This window comes from Bacillus sp. FSL K6-2431 (genome assembly GCF_038005165.1).
Taxonomy (GTDB): Bacteria; Bacillota; Bacilli; order Bacillales; family Bacillaceae; genus Bacillus; species Bacillus pumilus.
Genome location: NZ_JBBOSQ010000001.1, coordinates 174,183 through 189,244, shown reverse-complemented (window position 1 = coordinate 189,244; position 15,062 = coordinate 174,183). Strand labels below are relative to the sequence as shown.

At 40.9% G+C, this 15,062-nt stretch carries 16 protein-coding genes and 1 other RNA gene; 4 read left to right on the top strand and 13 right to left on the bottom strand.

Features of this window, described 5'->3' with window-relative positions:
• Positions 1-38 precede the first annotated feature (38 nt).
• Genes MHH40_RS01060 through MHH40_RS01045 form a run of 4 tightly spaced genes read right to left on the bottom strand, consistent with a single transcriptional unit; the run spans position 39 to position 2,832 of the window.
• The gene (locus tag MHH40_RS01060) at positions 39-611 is read right to left on the bottom strand and encodes a TetR/AcrR family transcriptional regulator (protein ID WP_050943937.1); all 573 of its coding nucleotides are present in this window, start codon (positions 609-611) and stop codon (positions 39-41) included.
• 3 nt (positions 612-614) lie between these two features.
• On the bottom strand, positions 615-1,334 hold the full coding sequence (locus MHH40_RS01055; RefSeq protein WP_340900546.1) for an MBL fold metallo-hydrolase: 720 nt from the start codon (positions 1,332-1,334) through the stop codon (positions 615-617).
• Positions 1,335-1,371: 37 nt separating this feature from the next.
• Entirely contained in the window at positions 1,372-1,845 is a 474-nt protein-coding gene (locus tag MHH40_RS01050) for a GyrI-like domain-containing protein (RefSeq protein ID WP_050943935.1), read from the bottom strand.
• Between the two features lie 54 nt (positions 1,846-1,899).
• Positions 1,900-2,832 (bottom strand): helix-turn-helix transcriptional regulator, encoded by a 933-nt coding sequence (locus MHH40_RS01045; protein WP_050943934.1) that lies wholly within the window; start codon positions 2,830-2,832, stop codon positions 1,900-1,902.
• Positions 2,833-2,950: 118 nt separating this feature from the next.
• Here MHH40_RS01045 and MHH40_RS01040 point away from each other — a divergent pair, with 118 nt between their 5' ends.
• Entirely contained in the window at positions 2,951-3,475 is a 525-nt protein-coding gene (locus MHH40_RS01040; protein ID WP_050943933.1) for a hypothetical protein, read from the top strand.
• A gap of 34 nt (positions 3,476-3,509) precedes the next feature.
• Here the strand turns inward: MHH40_RS01040 and czrA are convergent, their stop codons facing one another.
• Positions 3,510-3,839: a Zn(II)-responsive metalloregulatory transcriptional repressor CzrA gene (gene czrA / locus MHH40_RS01035; protein ID WP_007500691.1), complete on the bottom strand. Its 330-nt coding sequence runs from the start codon at positions 3,837-3,839 to the stop codon at positions 3,510-3,512.
• 186 nt (positions 3,840-4,025) lie between these two features.
• Between czrA and MHH40_RS01030 the strand changes: the two genes are divergently transcribed.
• A complete protein-coding gene (locus MHH40_RS01030) occupies positions 4,026-5,351 on the top strand; it encodes an APC family permease (RefSeq protein ID WP_050943932.1) in 1,326 nt (441 codons plus the stop codon).
• A 97-nt stretch (positions 5,352-5,448) separates the two neighbouring features.
• Complete coding sequence (locus MHH40_RS01025; RefSeq protein WP_003215897.1) at positions 5,449-6,111, top strand: lysozyme family protein; 663 nt, start codon at positions 5,449-5,451, stop codon at positions 6,109-6,111.
• Positions 6,112-6,146: 35 nt separating this feature from the next.
• Here the strand turns inward: MHH40_RS01025 and prpB are convergent, their stop codons facing one another.
• The 4 genes from prpB to MHH40_RS01005 form a co-directional block, all read right to left on the bottom strand.
• Positions 6,147-7,064 carry a methylisocitrate lyase gene (gene prpB / locus MHH40_RS01020; RefSeq protein WP_050943931.1) on the bottom strand — a complete coding sequence of 306 codons (918 nt, stop codon included), beginning with the start codon at positions 7,062-7,064 and terminating at the stop codon, positions 6,147-6,149.
• 14 nt (positions 7,065-7,078) lie between these two features.
• On the bottom strand, positions 7,079-8,515 hold the full coding sequence (locus MHH40_RS01015) for a bifunctional 2-methylcitrate dehydratase/aconitate hydratase (protein ID WP_050943930.1): 1,437 nt from the start codon (positions 8,513-8,515) through the stop codon (positions 7,079-7,081).
• A 2-nt stretch (positions 8,516-8,517) separates the two neighbouring features.
• Positions 8,518-9,660, bottom strand: coding sequence for a citrate synthase (gene mmgD / locus MHH40_RS01010; protein WP_050943929.1), 1,143 nt, complete (start codon positions 9,658-9,660; stop codon positions 8,518-8,520).
• Positions 9,661-9,828: 168 nt separating this feature from the next.
• Positions 9,829-10,368, bottom strand: coding sequence for a DUF420 domain-containing protein (locus MHH40_RS01005; RefSeq protein WP_003215636.1), 540 nt, complete (start codon positions 10,366-10,368; stop codon positions 9,829-9,831).
• Between the two features lie 198 nt (positions 10,369-10,566).
• On the opposite strand from MHH40_RS01005, the gene MHH40_RS01000 reads away from it, so the two are divergent.
• The gene (locus tag MHH40_RS01000; protein ID WP_050782689.1) at positions 10,567-11,079 is read left to right on the top strand and encodes a hypothetical protein; all 513 of its coding nucleotides are present in this window, start codon (positions 10,567-10,569) and stop codon (positions 11,077-11,079) included.
• 152 nt (positions 11,080-11,231) lie between these two features.
• On the opposite strand, the gene MHH40_RS00995 is transcribed toward MHH40_RS01000, so the two are convergent.
• The 4 genes from MHH40_RS00995 to MHH40_RS00980 all read right to left on the bottom strand — a co-directional run bounded on the left by MHH40_RS00995 (position 11,232) and on the right by MHH40_RS00980 (position 15,013).
• Positions 11,232-12,023, bottom strand: coding sequence for a LysM peptidoglycan-binding and 3D domain-containing protein (locus tag MHH40_RS00995; RefSeq protein ID WP_003216022.1), 792 nt, complete (start codon positions 12,021-12,023; stop codon positions 11,232-11,234).
• A 256-nt stretch (positions 12,024-12,279) separates the two neighbouring features.
• Positions 12,280-14,061, bottom strand: coding sequence for a DNA helicase RecQ (recQ, locus tag MHH40_RS00990; protein WP_050943928.1), 1,782 nt, complete (start codon positions 14,059-14,061; stop codon positions 12,280-12,282).
• A gap of 133 nt (positions 14,062-14,194) precedes the next feature.
• Positions 14,195-14,380, bottom strand: a non-coding RNA gene (gene ssrS, locus MHH40_RS00985) — 6S RNA.
• 132 nt (positions 14,381-14,512) lie between these two features.
• Positions 14,513-15,013, bottom strand: a complete 501-nt coding sequence (locus MHH40_RS00980) for a TraR/DksA family transcriptional regulator (RefSeq protein ID WP_003215876.1) — start codon at positions 15,011-15,013, stop codon at positions 14,513-14,515.
• Positions 15,014-15,062: the final 49 nt, after the last annotated feature.

Here is a 15,062-nt window from a genome sequence, read left to right as displayed (position 1 = left end):
AATCATTTTAGCCCTTTGTCAACAATCTGAAAGACCTGTCAATGAGACAGATCTTCTTTTTGCAACACACCTGAGATATAAAGCTTGACCGCATAGCTCACACTGTCTTCAAGCTGTTCTTTTCGTTGAAATCCATTTTTATTTGAAATATCACCGAAGCCGTGCAATAAGCTTCTTAGTCCTCTGACCACATGTGTCATCTCTTCTTCTTTGACACCAAAACGGGCCATGATGGATTGGACAAATTCAACAAGGCGCTCTGCCTCACTTCTTACTTTTTTCTCCTCCATATGTGAAAAGGCCGCTTCATAAAGGCCTGGATGTTCGCGGACAAATTCAACATACTGTTTGGCAAAGGCTAACACAGCTTCTTCTTTATCCAATCCCTCTGTTACGTGTATACCTTCTTCACGTAGCATGGACAGCCCTTTTTCTGCGAGTGCCGCCTGAATTTCAAGAAGACCAGATACATGATTATAAAGAGAAGGTGGTCTGATGTTCAGCTTTTTAGACAATGTAGCAATGGTCAATGCAGAAAAGCCCTCTTCATCAACAAATGCGGCCGCTGTATCGATGATTTTTTCTTGCGTGATACCCATTCTTGGAGACACGGTTTACTGCTCCCCTTTCTTTAACTGATGCTGCCTTTTTGTTATGGCAGCTTGAAGCTTGGCATGAGGTTCCATGATAAGATCACCATGTCCTACTGCAAGACAAGATAAGGGAAGTGCCAGCAATTTTTCGGCACTTTTGAGTGCTGTTTCTGCATCCCAAGTGGCAAAAGCCGGGAACGGGAAGGTCAAGCGAAACTCACCCGTTACGAATAAACCGCCTTTTGTCACAAGTGCATCTCCTGCAATGACAATCCCTGACCTTTCATCGTATAAAGAAATGCTGCCAGGTGTGTGCCCTGGTGTTGCAATGACTTTCAGCGGTCCAATCTCATCCCCTTCTTCGACAAGCACATCCGGTTTTGTACGAATATGTTTCGAAAAACTGCCTTTAATTTTTTGCTGAGGTTCACCAGGAAGCAAGGAAAAATCACCTTCAAAAAGGAGGGCATCGCGTTTTGATAAATAAACGACTGCCTCTGGAAAAGCCTTTTTCACTTCATCTAGTGCACCGATATGATCCATATGACTATGAGTGAGAATAATCTTGTCGATTGGCTTGTCTTTTTTGTGCGCAAATTCAATGATCGAGCTTGCTGCCATTTTTAAAGCAGCATCAATTAATATCAGTCCATTTTCTTCCTCAAATACATAGCAATTTACCGGAAATAGACGTGGCATCAATGTGAGCTGGTGCAGGCGATCAAAAGTTGTCAATCTCATCATATGTCCTCCTAAAACTAATGTTGTTAGTTTTATATTAACTAATGATATTAGTTTTAGCAAGCATTTCTTCATCAACCGCAATATAAATATCAATTTGCGCTTCTTTTGGATCTATAGATCTTTCATCATACCATTCAAAGTCGCCTGTATATGTGCGGTAATGGCGCTCATCCCACGCCCAAATCTGCTGCCATGTCTCCAACACAACCTCTTCAATAGGTCCCTTTCTCGTTCGGAATTTTGCGTAGGTCGATGAAGGAACCTCTATGACATGTTCTACCTGCTGATCCACGAATTGCCCAGCAGTAAATAAATAAGAGCCATGCTCATCTTTTTCATAATCTGAATATAATCCTATGACGGGCGCTTGCCCTCCGTGAAGCTGCTGCGCAAAAAATTGTTGCCAGAGTGGAGCAATCTTCCGCTCTTTTGTTTGCTCCATTTCGTTTGTTGTTCGAACAGACAACCCTTTCATCCATTGTTTCTCTAATGTCACGATATCGTACATACATTCTCATCTCCTTTTTTTCTATCATATAAAAAGAAACCTGACAACACTGTGTCAAGTTTCTATTCGTTTGAGAAATTGTTTCAACTGAATGTCAAACGCTTCTTTGACATGCTTCGGGGAAAGAATGTCAACATCTGGACCTAAATGGAATAGGAAACTATTTAACCAATCATCAAGAGGTACGGTAATGGTGGCAAGGTAAGTGCCGTCTGAACAAACATTCAATTCGTTCTCATCTACCCACTCCTTCACTTTCCCCACTGATGCTTCCGTTAACCTGAGCGTGACAGAGCTGACCGACGGTTGTTCTTGCCAAGAATCATTCCAAGGCTTTTCTTCGTTTTTGATTCTTTTCGGTTGAAAATACCCTGAAATGGTGACAAGACCCGTCATTCTAGTTAGCTTGAACAGACGAAAAGCTTTTTTTACACAACAGAACGCATACAAATACCAATGCCTCCCTTTTAAAACGAGCGTATAAGGCTCCACTTTGCGTGGAAGTGTTTCACCTTTCGCATTGCGGTAAGTAAACTGAATGTATTGGTGCGCTGACGCAGCTGTATGAATGAGCTGGAGCTTCTTTTCTGCCTGGCTGTCTTTTCCCCAGGAGCTTAAATCAATGAAGACATGATGCTGCTTTTCGTTTTCACACGTATGCGTGGGAATAAGCGATTTGATTTTTTTCAGTACATGTTCGCTTTCTTTAAAGGAATAGGCACTCGTCATGCTTTCGAGGGCTGTTAAAATGACCTCGATGTCATCATCGGTAAATAATTTTTTCTCTAAACGATAATCCTCAACAAGTGAAATGCCTCCACCTGCTCCTTGGGTTGTGACAACAGGGATTCCCGCTTGATTGATGGTATCAATGTCACGATAAATGGTCCTCGTGCTCACTTCGTGAAGTTCAGCAAGATCTTTCGCCTGTACTTGCTTCTTGCTAATGAGCAGCATCACAGTAGATAAAATGCGGTCGATTTTCATGACTTTTCCTCTTTTTCATAAATGTAGGTTTTGTTTTGATAAAAAAAGAAAGAATGGTAAAGATAAGTAACAGCCAGCATTCGTTTACATCCCTGCACGTGCAGGAGGAGGTTGCATCATGACACATAACGTGTGGCAATTGTTCATGATTGGGAGCATTATGTTGATCTGCATCATGATTCGAATGAATCGAATGAGACGCTTTCAGCTTGTACGCCCCATCAGGCTTTTGATGAGAATGTATCTCTTTGGTCTTTCAGCCCTTATTCTCCTATCAGAAGGATGGCAAAATCATAATATCCTCATCTATGCCGCTATTGGTATGCTTTTTGGAAGCAGCCTAGCTGTTCATGCCTATCAGACGATTCGTATGAAAGAAGAAAATGGCCGGCTGTATATGAAAACGAGTAAATGGATTGAAAGCTTCATTTTATGTTTGTTTTTATCCAGGCTTAGTTTTAAGCTGGTTGAGCTCACAAACCATTCGATGACCAAAATCAGTGTCGTTGAACTGTATCAGCACATCGTGAGCGATGATGCGATGACCATGCTCAGCTTTTTTCTTTTAGCTGCTTACTATGTTGTTTTTTCTTTTCACATGATGAAAGCAAATAAACGATCGACACATGTGCATCATGCATAAAAACCTTCCTATATGAAAGTAGGAAGGTTTTTTATCAATCGTGCTGTGCATGGTGAATCATCTGTTCAAGCACTTCCATCACATGCTGATCTTCAGGGCTGTAAAAAATCGAGGTCCCTGCTCGTCTAGATTTCACGAGACGAAGGTTTTTTAAAAAGCGCAGCTGATGAGAAACGGTTGATTGCATGAGATTCAGTGTTTCTGCTATATCATTTACCGAGTGTTCACCTTGAGACAGCAGGTGCAGAATTCGAATACGTGTCGGATCAGATAAAGCTTTAAAGGTTTGGGAGACAAGAAATAGACTTTCTTCATCCAGCTCCATCCGTTCCTGTTCTTGATTTGTATTCAGTTCTTCCTTCATTTTGCTTCACCTTTCTTGTCCGTCAAATCACGACTTATTCTATGTATCATCATATACCAAAACGTCCGGCATGCAAAGAGAGCACACTTTAGAAAAAAGATTTACTCAAATAGCATTGACACTTGGTAGCATTCTTTTTAAAATGAGCATTATTTATTCATTTTTTTAGAGGAGCTGATAGGCAAATTGACTGAAGAGCCAAGACTAAAACGCAGCCTGACTGTCTTTCCACTTGTTGTGATCGGGCTTGCTTATATGGATCCACTTGTCGTATTTGATTCATACGGCATTGTGGCTCAGCTGACGAAAGGACACGTCGCTACAGCTTATATATTTACGTTACTTGCATTACTATTGACAGCGCTTAGCTATGGGAATATGGTGAAGGCTTTTCCAAAAGCAGGATCTGCTTATACATACGCGCAAAAAAGTATTCATCCTCATGTTGGCTTTCTTGTAGGCTGGACACTTTTACTGGATTATTTATTTTTGCCTATGGTGAATTTTGCGATTGGAAGTGCTTATTTAACCGCAGCCTTTCCTGATGTACCTCATTACATTTGGATCTCCATACTTGCTATCGCCATAACGACTGTCAATGTAATCGGTATCCGGCTTACAGCCAACATCACGGCACTATTTGTGACCTTTCAGGTCATTGTCGCCGTCACTTTTGTTGGGTTTATTATGTATGGGCTCACGCAAAATGCAGGCAGCGGGGAATTATTGTCCGCCCGGCCTTTTTATTCGGCGAGCTTAGATCCAGCGCTTATTTTTTCAGGAGCAACCATTTTATGTTTTTCGTTTCTAGGATTTGATGCGATTTCGACCCTGTCTGAGGAAACCATTAAGCCAAAAAAGACGATCCCACTTGCCATCTTCTTAACCGTTGCCATTGGAGGCGTACTGTTTACCTTGACGTCTTATTTTTTGCAGCAAGTATTTCCAAATTTTCAGCAGTTCAAGCATCCCGATGCGGCCTCACTTGAAATTGCGGATTTTGTGGGCGGCGCCTTTCTCCACTCGTTCTTTTTAGCTGGCACAATGGTCGCTGTTATCTCTTCTTCCTTATCGTCACATGCAAGTGCAGCAAGGCTATTATATGCAATGGGTAGAGATGAGTCGTTACCGAAGCGTTTCTTCGGATATATACATCCGAGATTAAAAACGCCTGTTTTTAATATTTTATTAATTGGTGCTTTCTCCTTAACCGCAGTCGTTGGCGAACTTGAAGTCATTTATTCCTTTATCAGCTTCGGCGCGTTGATTGGATTCACATTAGTGAACTTATCTGTTTTTGCGTACTATTTCATTAGACAAAAACAAAGAGGTGTACTCAATACATTGAGATACGCAGTGATTCCTCTGTGCGGGACGGCCTTTTGTATATGGCTGTTAACGAACATCAGTACAAATGCATTAATCATTGGTTTGCTTTGGCTAATTATCGGTTTTGTTTATTTCTGCTACAGACTGAAAACAAGACCCGAATTTACATTTGGGTACGATTGATTATAAGGTTTTCACTTGGTATCTTGTGCAGGATATGGCATAATAAAAAGGCTGTACTTCCCTTTTAAAAGCGGGGCAAAACAGGGGTGAACTGACCTTGAAAAAGAAAAAAACAGGATGTTTTGCCATTTCAGGCTGCTTCACGATTTTTCTGTTTGTTTTCGTATTAGCAGCCATTGTCATGTCCTTTAATCAAAAGGAGTTAAAAAAGCTGCCGATTGATACGGAATCAATTGTTTTGTCGAGATTGGATGATTTCAAACCGCTTGTAGAAACAGAGTTAAGAGATCAAGATTTAGATCAATATACCGCGTTAATCCTCGGTATGATGTATCAAGAATCAAAAGGCAGAGGCGGAGATCCAATGCAGTCCTCTGAATCTCTTGGTTTGAAACGAAATGAAATCAATGACCCTCAGAAAAGCATTAGACAAGGAGTCCATCATTTTTCTACTATGTACAAGCATGGGAAGAAAAAAGGCGTTGATTTGGAAACCATTATTCAAAGCTATAATATGGGAATTGGCTATATTGATTTTGTTGCAAAAAACGGGGGAAAACATTCCGAGAAATTGGCAAAACAATACTCTAAAAAGCAAGTGAAACGAAACCCAGAAGTCTATACGTGCGGAGGCAACAAAGATAACTTCCGCTACCCATATTGCTTCGGTGACTTCACTTATGCTGAAAAAGTAAAAGAAAAAACGAAAACAGTTGAAGAAAAGATGAAATTGGCTTCGTCATCCTCACCATCATCGTAAAAAAAAGCACTTCCATTTAGGAAGTGCTTTTCATTTTATCGATGTTCTTTCCCGATTTCCGGCAGGATCGTTTTCGCTAAATGCTGATCCATTTCCTCATATTCATCATAATGAATCGTTTCATACAGCTCTTGTCTCGTTTGCATGTCCTTTAGCATTCCTTGCTGCGTCCCCTTCTCCATGATTTCTGTAAATAAACGCTCATACGCTTTTGCAGCGACTCTGAGTGATGACACAGGGTAAATGACCATTTGAAAGCCAAATACAGAAAATTCGTCTGCATGATAATAAGGCGTCTTGCCAAACTCCGTCATATTTGCAAGGAGCGGTCCTTTAATATTGTTTGACGCATGCGTGAAGTCCTCTGCTGTGATGAGTGCCTCAGGAAAAATAGCGTCAGCTCCTGCTTCTACGTAAAGATTGGCCCGGCGGATGACATCCTCCATCCCATTTACGGACCTTGCATCGGTTCTCGCAATCACCAAAAGCGTTGGTGCCGCTTGTTTGATGGCTTTGATTTTTGCGATCATCTCTTCTACTGGAACGAGCGATTTTCCGTTTAAATGTCCGCATTTTTTTGGCATTTGCTGATCTTCAATTTGAACAGCTGCCACCTTACTTTCTACCATTTCCTTTGCCGCCCTTGCAGCATTCAATACACCGCCATAGCCAGTATCCATATCGACCAAAAGCGGCAGCTGAGAAGCTCGAATGATTTCCTTTGCTTTTTCAGCCATTTCCGTTGAATGGATCATGCCGAGATCAGGCAATCCTTTGCTGGCACAAAAGGCGGCTCCGGATAAATAGAGCCCTTGGAAGCCCATTTTTTTTGCATAGAGCGCAGACATTCCATCGTGAACGCCTGGAATTTGAAATAAAGCTGATTTGTGCATTTGTTCTTGAAAGGCTGCGGCTAAATCTACTTGACTTGATTCATCATTCACGATCCACACACTAATTCCCTCCCTTATATGACGAATAAGTCCATAAATGCTGGTACGGTTGTTGTTTTTAATTGATTTGGATTTTGACAGAGTGACACAATTTGATCCACTTGTTTTTGTGGAAATCTCGTCTTCAAATGATAGAGCCATTTCTTTTCAAGCAGAGGAATGCCTTCCTGCCTTCTTCTGCGATGACCAAGTGGATATTCAATTTCGATTCGGTCTGTCATCGTCCCGTCTTTAAAGAAGATCTGCACACTGTTTGCAATGGATCTCTTTTTCGGATCTAAATAATCCGCTGTATATTGTTTATCTTCTTTGACGACCATTTGATCCCGGAGACGATCAATGACCGGATTTTGCGCCGTTTCTTCTTCATAATGGTCAGCTGTGAGCTCACCATAGATTAATCCAATCGCAGTAATATATTGCAAGCAATGATCGCGGTCTGCTGGATTATACAGCGGTCCCTTCTTATCGATAATCCGAATCGCTGATTCATGTGTTGTAATCTCTACTCGGTCAATGTCATCTAATCGACCTTTTACAGCGTCATGCAGGATCATAGCAGCCTCTGCAGCCGTTTGGGCATGGAACTCAGCAGGATAAGCAATTTTGAAAAGCACATTTTCGATGACGTATGATCCTAGCGGCTGAGCGAGTGTGAGAGATTTCCCTTTCATCAGAACATCTTCAAAGCCCCACTTCTCTGCACTAAGCGGCGTTTGATAGCCCATTTCCCCTTTGAGTGTCATCATTGCGAGTCTCACCCCACGGCTTGTTGCATCCCCAGCTGCCCATGATTTCCTCGACCCTGTGTTTGGGGCGTGGCGATACGTCCTAAGCGGAGAATTATCAACAAACGCTTGCGATAAAACATGCTGCACGTCTTCCTTTGTTCCGCCAAGCAATGCACATACAACAGCACTTGTTGCTACTTTGACAAATAGGACATGATCCAAGCCATTGCGATTCAGACAATTTTCTAAAGCCAGTACGCCTTGAATTTCATGTGCTTTGACAATCGCATGTAGTACGTCATTCATCGAAAGCGGCTCTTCCCCGTTTGCAAGCCGTGTTCTGCTGATGTAATCACTCACAGCTAAAATCCCGCCTAAGTTATCTGACGGATGTCCCCACTCCTCTGCAAGCCACGTGTCATTATAATCTAACCAGCGAATCATACAGCCTATATCAAAAGCCGCTTGAACAGGATCTAGCACAAAGGAAGTACCTGGAACTCTTGCTCCATTAGGTACAACGGTTCCAGGGACGATCGGTCCAAGATGCTTCGTACATTCAGGAAAATTGAGCGCCAGCATTCCGCAGCCAAGTGTGTCTATGAGCACATAGCGTGCCGTTTCAATGGCTTCTTTACTCGTAATTTCCCCGTCTACTGCATAGGCTGCGATTTCTTCTAATAGCTGATCCGTTTGATTGGCGACTGCTGTTTTATTCATGTTCATTCCCCCATTTTTCCATCATCATCTGAAACTTTTAATCCTCTTGGCCCTAAATAACGGACTCTCGGTCTGAAAATGCGATTATGCAAATGCTGTTCAATGACATGAGCAGCTAATCCACTTGCCCTTGCAGCAAAGAAAATCGGTGTATAAAGTGAAATTGGAATCCCGAGCACGTAATAAATAGGTGCGGCGTAATAATCAAGGTTCGGATAGAGGTTTTTCTTCTCTTTCATGTATGCCTCTCCTGCTACACACATGTCATAAAGCGTTGTATCTCCCTTTGATTCCGTAAGCGTTTTCAATGATCGTTTTAAAAGAGCGGCTCTTGGGTCCATTTTTCTCATGTATACCCTATGGCCAAAGCCCATCATTTTTTCCTTTGCGGCTAATTTTCGCTCAATCAGCGCAAGGAAGCCTTCCGTTGTTTTCCCTTCGAGAAGCATATGCATGACAGCTTCATTCGCTCCTCCGTGCAAGTCACCTTTTAATGAAGAAATTGCTCCAGTAAAAGCACCATACATGTCAGAATGTGTGGATGCGATGACTCTAGCGGCAAACGTTGAATTAGGCAGCTCATGTTCACTATATAATGTGAGTGTTTGGTCAAAAGCGGTGATTTCGTCTTGGGTTGGCGTGCGTCCGGTTAGCATGGTTAAAAAGGTTTCAGTGTAGGATTTGGTCTGATCTGGAGAAATAGCGGCGTCTTTTGTGAGAATATGATAGCTTCCAGCGACAATGGCCGGTAGCTGGCCGAGTAATCGAACAGCACGCTTTTGCTGGCATGCTTCTGATCGATCTTGTAACGCATCATCGTACCCACTAAGAGCAGATATGCACGTTCTCATGGCATCCATCGGATGTGTGGTTTTTGGCAGTTTTGTTAAAATGGTTTGAATGGTTGGATGTAAGTTGGTTTGTGAGGAAATGTCTTGCTGAAACTGGTGATATTCCATCGCATCTGGTAATCTTCCATAAATAAGCAGATAGGCTGTTTCTAAATAGGTCTTTTTTTGTGCCAACTCGATGAGGTCATACCCGCGAATTACAATCTCTTCTTGCTGCACATCTAAGTATGAGATAGACGTTTCGCTTGCCACAATGTCTTCAAGCCCCGGTTTATACTGCAGTTGTTCAGTCATCATATAACCCCCGTTTCGTTCAATTGTTGTTCTCCAAACGAGCAAACGGCCAGAAATGATGTGAGTCTATAGATGGGAAGATACCGTGCAAGTCGGATACCCAATTCCCATTTTATCCAAAGCACTGCATCTTGTAAATAAAAGAACGTATGTCCAGTTGGACATACGTTAGCTGTAGTATGGAGAAATCATCATATACACAATGACGCCAGTGAGACTGACATAAAGCCACAGCGGCATGGTCCAGCGAGCAATTTTACGGTGACGCTCGACTTGCATCTGTGCGCCTCTAAACAGCGTAATCAGGGCAAGCGGTACAATGACTGCTGATAAGACGATATGTGTGATTAAAATAAAGAAATAAATTGGACGGATAATCCCTTCTCCTCCGAAATGGGTATCAGCTGCCATTGAGTGATAGGTCACATACGAAATTAAAAAGACAAGTGTCGTTGAAAATGCAGCAAAGATAAATCGTCTGTGCGCTTTAATGTTCTTTTGTTTAATCATGATGAGTGCTGAAAGTAAAAAGATAAACGTAAAGCTGTTCATCACGGCATTAAGTAACGGCAAAAATGTAATATCCAGATGGCTAAATTTATCTGATTTTGGCATTAAAAATAATAAAGCGATTAATCCGTTGATGGCAATTGTTAAAATGATCACAATACCAGTAAAATTTTTCGGTTTTTGATTCTGTTCGTTCATGTTTGAAAACCTCTCTTTATTAGTTCCGACTAAGAGTATGTTATTTAAATTTCTCTATAAAGTCAATGAATTCGCTGTCTTCGTCGAATTTTAGACAAACTTGCAGGTTGCAGGCGTTCTAACGGCTTGAAAGATCCATCCACTTCCTTTAAAATTGGAATTTATGTGATTTTGATCATTTCTGATAGGAAAGGAGTAATGGACTTGTCAATCTTACAGGAAACAGCCAACGATGTGAAGACGTTAGAGCAAGAATTACAGCAATTGCAGTTCCAAATGTATCGAATGCAAGAAAATATGAAAGATATTTCGAAAAAAGCAAAGATCATTGGCATCGATCAAGCGAAAGAAGATGAGTGGCTGATCGTCTCTGCCATTGAAAGTGCAGATACATGTAAAATTATGCTCAGCGATTGTGAAAAAGCTTTTCGCGGACAATCTGATTTTTCCTTAATTGCGGAATATCCTGAAGAAGGAAAGATTCATATTGCCGATATTAAAGGCCCGCCAGATAATGGATACGGCTCCATCTGCATGAAGCATTTAAAAGAAATCGCAAGAGAGCAGAACATACCCGTGATTACTGGCGACCTCGTCAAAAGAGACTGGGATCACGTAGATCGCTTAATTCATTTTTATGAAAAGCATCAATTTGATGTCCAGATCAATTGGAAAGAACAAAGCGGAGAAATTTATTGGGTGGACAGCTAACGACAAAAACCAGCGTGTATCATAAGATATGCGCTACTTTTTGTCGAAAATGCAAATTTTTCTGAAAAATATGTGTATTTTTGACCAAAAAAAGGGTACAATAAAAGCATCAGGCCGCCACCTGATGCTTTCTTCCAAAAAACAATTATTTACTAGTTAAGTACTTTTACTTTGACTGATTTTACGCCCCAATTTTTCGCTTGGGATTTGCTTGGTACATGTACATCAATTTTGTTACCTTTAATTGCGCCGCCAGTATCTGCTGCGATGGCTTCACCGTAGCCTTCAACATAAACCTTACTTCCTAATGGAATGACATTAGGATCTACTGCAATGACTTTTGCATTTGGGTTTTTGTTTAAGTTTACCCCTGTTGCAGTGATACCTGAGATGCCACCATCATTTGCTGTATAAGCCGTAGCCGTAACAGTCATTTCTTTTTGTACACTCTGACTAGCAGAAGATGATTCTGCTTTAGCTGTTTCCTTTTTAGGAGCAGCTTTTTTCGTTGTTTGCTCTTTTTGGACAGGTTCCTGTTTTTGAACAGGTTCTGAGCTTACCGGAGCCGAGCTTTGGCCAGCAACACTTAGTGTTGAACCAACCATAATTATATCTGAGTTTAAGTTATTCCAAGACTTAATATCGCTAATTGACACATTGAATTTTTGAGCGATTTTCCAGAGGCTGTCCCCCTTCTGGACTTTATACTGCTCCTGAGTTTTCTCTTTTGAAGAGATTGTCAATTTATCACCTACATAGATCATATCAGTAGATAAATTGTTCCAACCCTTTAGGTCCTTTAGAGACACATCATTTTTTTGTGAGATTCCCCAAAGTGTATCACCTTTCTGTACAGTGATTTCCTTTGCAGAAGCTTGCTGCGCTCCAAATGCTGTTGTTGAGATTGCTGCAACAGCAACCAAGGACATAATAGTCTTCTTCATAAAGTAAATCCTCCCTTGTTAGCTTTTTATGGCGGCTAACGAGTGCTATCGTAACATATGTAAATGTCAATTCAATAACAAAACGATATGTTTTAGATTACAGTTCCTTTACATGAAACATCTCTCTCCATTGGTAAATCAGACCACAAAACGGCTTGATTCCCTGCCATATCAAGGTTTTAAAAGGATCAAAAACGGCCTGATGAAAACGTGTCCAAGTGCAGCGAAAAATATTTATTTTTCTTCTTCAAACTCTTTATTTTTTCTCTTTTTCTATAAATAAACGAATTTCTTCTAAAAAAACATCTCCGTATTTCTCTCTTTTTTGAGCGCCAATCCCCTTAATTTGGAGTAATTCATCATCTGTTTGAGGCTCTACCGCTGACATTTCCTTCAATGTTTGATCAGAAAAGACAACAAACGGCGGAACACCTTGCTCTCTAGCTAGCTTCATTCTCAGCGATCTCAATCGCTCAAATAATGCATCGTTTTCTTGAATGGCTTCTGCTTTGATCGCCTGCTTTTTATACACAGCCTCTTGTCCAACTAACACTTTCTTCCCTTTATGGGTCACCTTCAGTGTTGGGTAAGCTCCTTCAGACATGTGCAAATACTCTTCTGTAATTAAAAATTCAATGAAGTCACTGATTTGCTGAGCCGAATGTTGTTTCATTAAAGCATATGTAGGGAGACGATCGAAACCTAGCTCTAGCACTTTTTTGTTTTTAGAGCCCGCCAGTACTTGGGCGATCATCATTTTACCGAAGCGCTCATTCATTCTCACTGTACAAGATAACACCATCTGTGCTTCTCTTGTGACCTCTTCACGCTCTCTTTCATCAAGGCAGTTGCTGCATTTACCACAAGGCGAACTAGCTGTTTGATCAAAATAATCCATCACAAATTGCTGCAGACATTGCTCAGTATGACAGTAATCCACCATTTGCCTTAATTTAAGCAGCTCATGCTGGTAGCGCGTCTCATCTTCTATTGACTGTTCAATGAGAAAGCGCTGCACTCTTACACCTTGAGGTGAAAACAGTAAGATGCATTCACTTTCAAGCCCATCTCTGCCGGCACGCCCAGCTTCTTGATAGTAGCTTTCAATATCCCTTGGAATTTGATGATGGATCACAAAACGGACATTCGACTTATTGATTCCCATGCCAAATGCTGATGTGGCGACCATCACCTGGATATCATCATTTAAAAAGAGGTTTTGCTGCTCTTCTCTCGTATGATCATCCAATCCACCATGATAAACGCCAGCTTTGATCTTTTGTTTTTTTAGTCGATGATAAATATTATCCGCTTCTTTACGAGTGGCTGTATAAATAATGCCAGACTCAAGACTGTTTTTCTTCATATATTGTGTGATAAAACGTTCACTGTTTTCTCCTTTGATCACTTGAAAGGACAAATTTTCTCTAGCAAACCCAGTAAAGACGGTTTCTTCTCCGTTTATGCCAAGCTGTTCACATATATCTTGGTGTACCTTTTTCGTCGCTGTAGCTGTTAATGCGACAATCACCGGTCTTTTTGACAGCTTGTTCAAGCATTCTTGAATGAAGCGATAACTTGGCCTAAAATCATGTCCCCACTCGGATATACAGTGCGCTTCATCAATCGCGATTAAAGGAATCGTTAACCGATCTAACAGCTGAAAAAAACGTTCATTTTGTAAGCGTTCAGGTGTGATATAAAGCAGTTCATATTCCCCGTTTTCGCATTTTTTCAGCCTTTCATTCATTTCAGCTGCGGACAGAGTGCTGTTTAAAAAGGAAGAACGTATGCCCATCTCATTTAACGCATCAACCTGATCCTTCATTAAAGAAATAAGCGGAGATACTACGATCGTTGTACCTTCCATCATTAGCGCAGGGATCTGATAGCAAACTGACTTCCCTCCGCCTGTCGGCATAATGCAGACGGTATCCTTTTGTTTATTTACAATCGCTTCAATGGCTTGTTTCTGTCCTTTTCTAAAGGCATCAAAGCCATAATATTGTTTCAGGAGTGCTTCTGCTTGTTCTAACATTCAATTCCCTCTCCGTCATTTGTTTTGTCCATTTTAACATAGATTCTTGCCTCTACAGGCGATCAGTCGAATTTCGTCTTTTTACAAAATAAAAAGCCATTTTCCGAAATGGAAAATGGCTTGAATCATCCTAGGAAAAGCTGCGGATGCCGTAATCTAAGTAAGAAAGTTTTAAACCACCACTCCTCAAAGTGGGTGTTTGCAGAAACGTTCCTGTCTTCCTCTCTAAGGAGGCATGACATTCCGGCTTCAATATAAAACTCCCTATTACAGCTTAAAGGTTAAAACTTAATTAACATTACGCGCATCGCAGCCTTTAAACTATATTACACGAAAGTTTATTAAATTTCAAGAGATCTTTTTTCTATGAAATACTCATGTATACAAGATATTTGTCATTGCATACATAAGAAAAAATTATTCTGAAAAAATGTAACTTCGATTAATTATCCTATTTTTCTTCGTCTATGTCAACATCCTGCTCTTCCTCTAATCGTTCATACGTATCTGAATGCATCTGATCCATTGTTTGTCTATTTGTTAAATCACGCATTTGATCTGAGAAATTACGGTCAAACTCGTTTGGGTCTTGAGTGGTTTCTTCATTTTTCTTCGCATCGATTGAATAACGTGTATAGGGAACTGCTTTTAAACGTTCATATGGAATGTCTTTCCCTGTTTTCTCACAGACCCCATATGTTCCGTCTTCCATTCGTTTCAGGGCTGCATCAATTTCAGCTTCAAGCTGGCCATCAACTTGGTCCAGCGTTTGTTCGGTCATGCGGTCTAAATAAATGCTCCCATGATCAGCGATATGGTTCCCAACACCATTTGAAATCTCGCTCGATTCACTTAGCATAGATTCTTCTTTCTTTTTTGACCCTTTTACATCTTCCTTTAATTGATTCAATCTTTCGTATAAATCAGCTTTTTGTTCTTTCGTTAAGCCCACGGTCAATCACTCCTTTCTTATTACCTTCCCGCTGCAAGGGAATTGAAAA

Excerpts from the sequence above, each read along its gene's own strand:
- MHH40_RS01055 (WP_340900546.1), bottom strand. The coding sequence starts at position 1,334 with ATGAGATTGACAACTTTTGATCGCCTGCACCAGCTCACATTGATGCCA.
- MHH40_RS01050 (WP_050943935.1), bottom strand. The coding sequence starts at position 1,845 with ATGTACGATATCGTGACATTAGAGAAACAATGGATGAAAGGGTTGTCT.
- MHH40_RS01045 (WP_050943934.1), bottom strand. The coding sequence starts at position 2,832 with ATGAAAATCGACCGCATTTTATCTACTGTGATGCTGCTCATTAGCAAG.
- MHH40_RS01040 (WP_050943933.1), top strand. The coding sequence starts at position 2,951 with ATGACACATAACGTGTGGCAATTGTTCATGATTGGGAGCATTATGTTG.
- czrA (WP_007500691.1), bottom strand. The coding sequence starts at position 3,839 with ATGAAGGAAGAACTGAATACAAATCAAGAACAGGAACGGATGGAGCTG.
- MHH40_RS01015 (WP_050943930.1), bottom strand. The coding sequence starts at position 8,515 with ATGAATAAAACAGCAGTCGCCAATCAAACGGATCAGCTATTAGAAGAA.
- mmgD (WP_050943929.1), bottom strand. The coding sequence starts at position 9,660 with ATGACTGAACAACTGCAGTATAAACCGGGGCTTGAAGACATTGTGGCA.
- MHH40_RS01005 (WP_003215636.1), bottom strand. The coding sequence starts at position 10,368 with ATGAACGAACAGAATCAAAAACCGAAAAATTTTACTGGTATTGTGATC.
- MHH40_RS01000 (WP_050782689.1), top strand. The coding sequence starts at position 10,567 with ATGGACTTGTCAATCTTACAGGAAACAGCCAACGATGTGAAGACGTTA.
- MHH40_RS00995 (WP_003216022.1), bottom strand. The coding sequence starts at position 12,023 with ATGAAGAAGACTATTATGTCCTTGGTTGCTGTTGCAGCAATCTCAACA.
- recQ (WP_050943928.1), bottom strand. The coding sequence starts at position 14,061 with ATGTTAGAACAAGCAGAAGCACTCCTGAAACAATATTATGGCTTTGAT.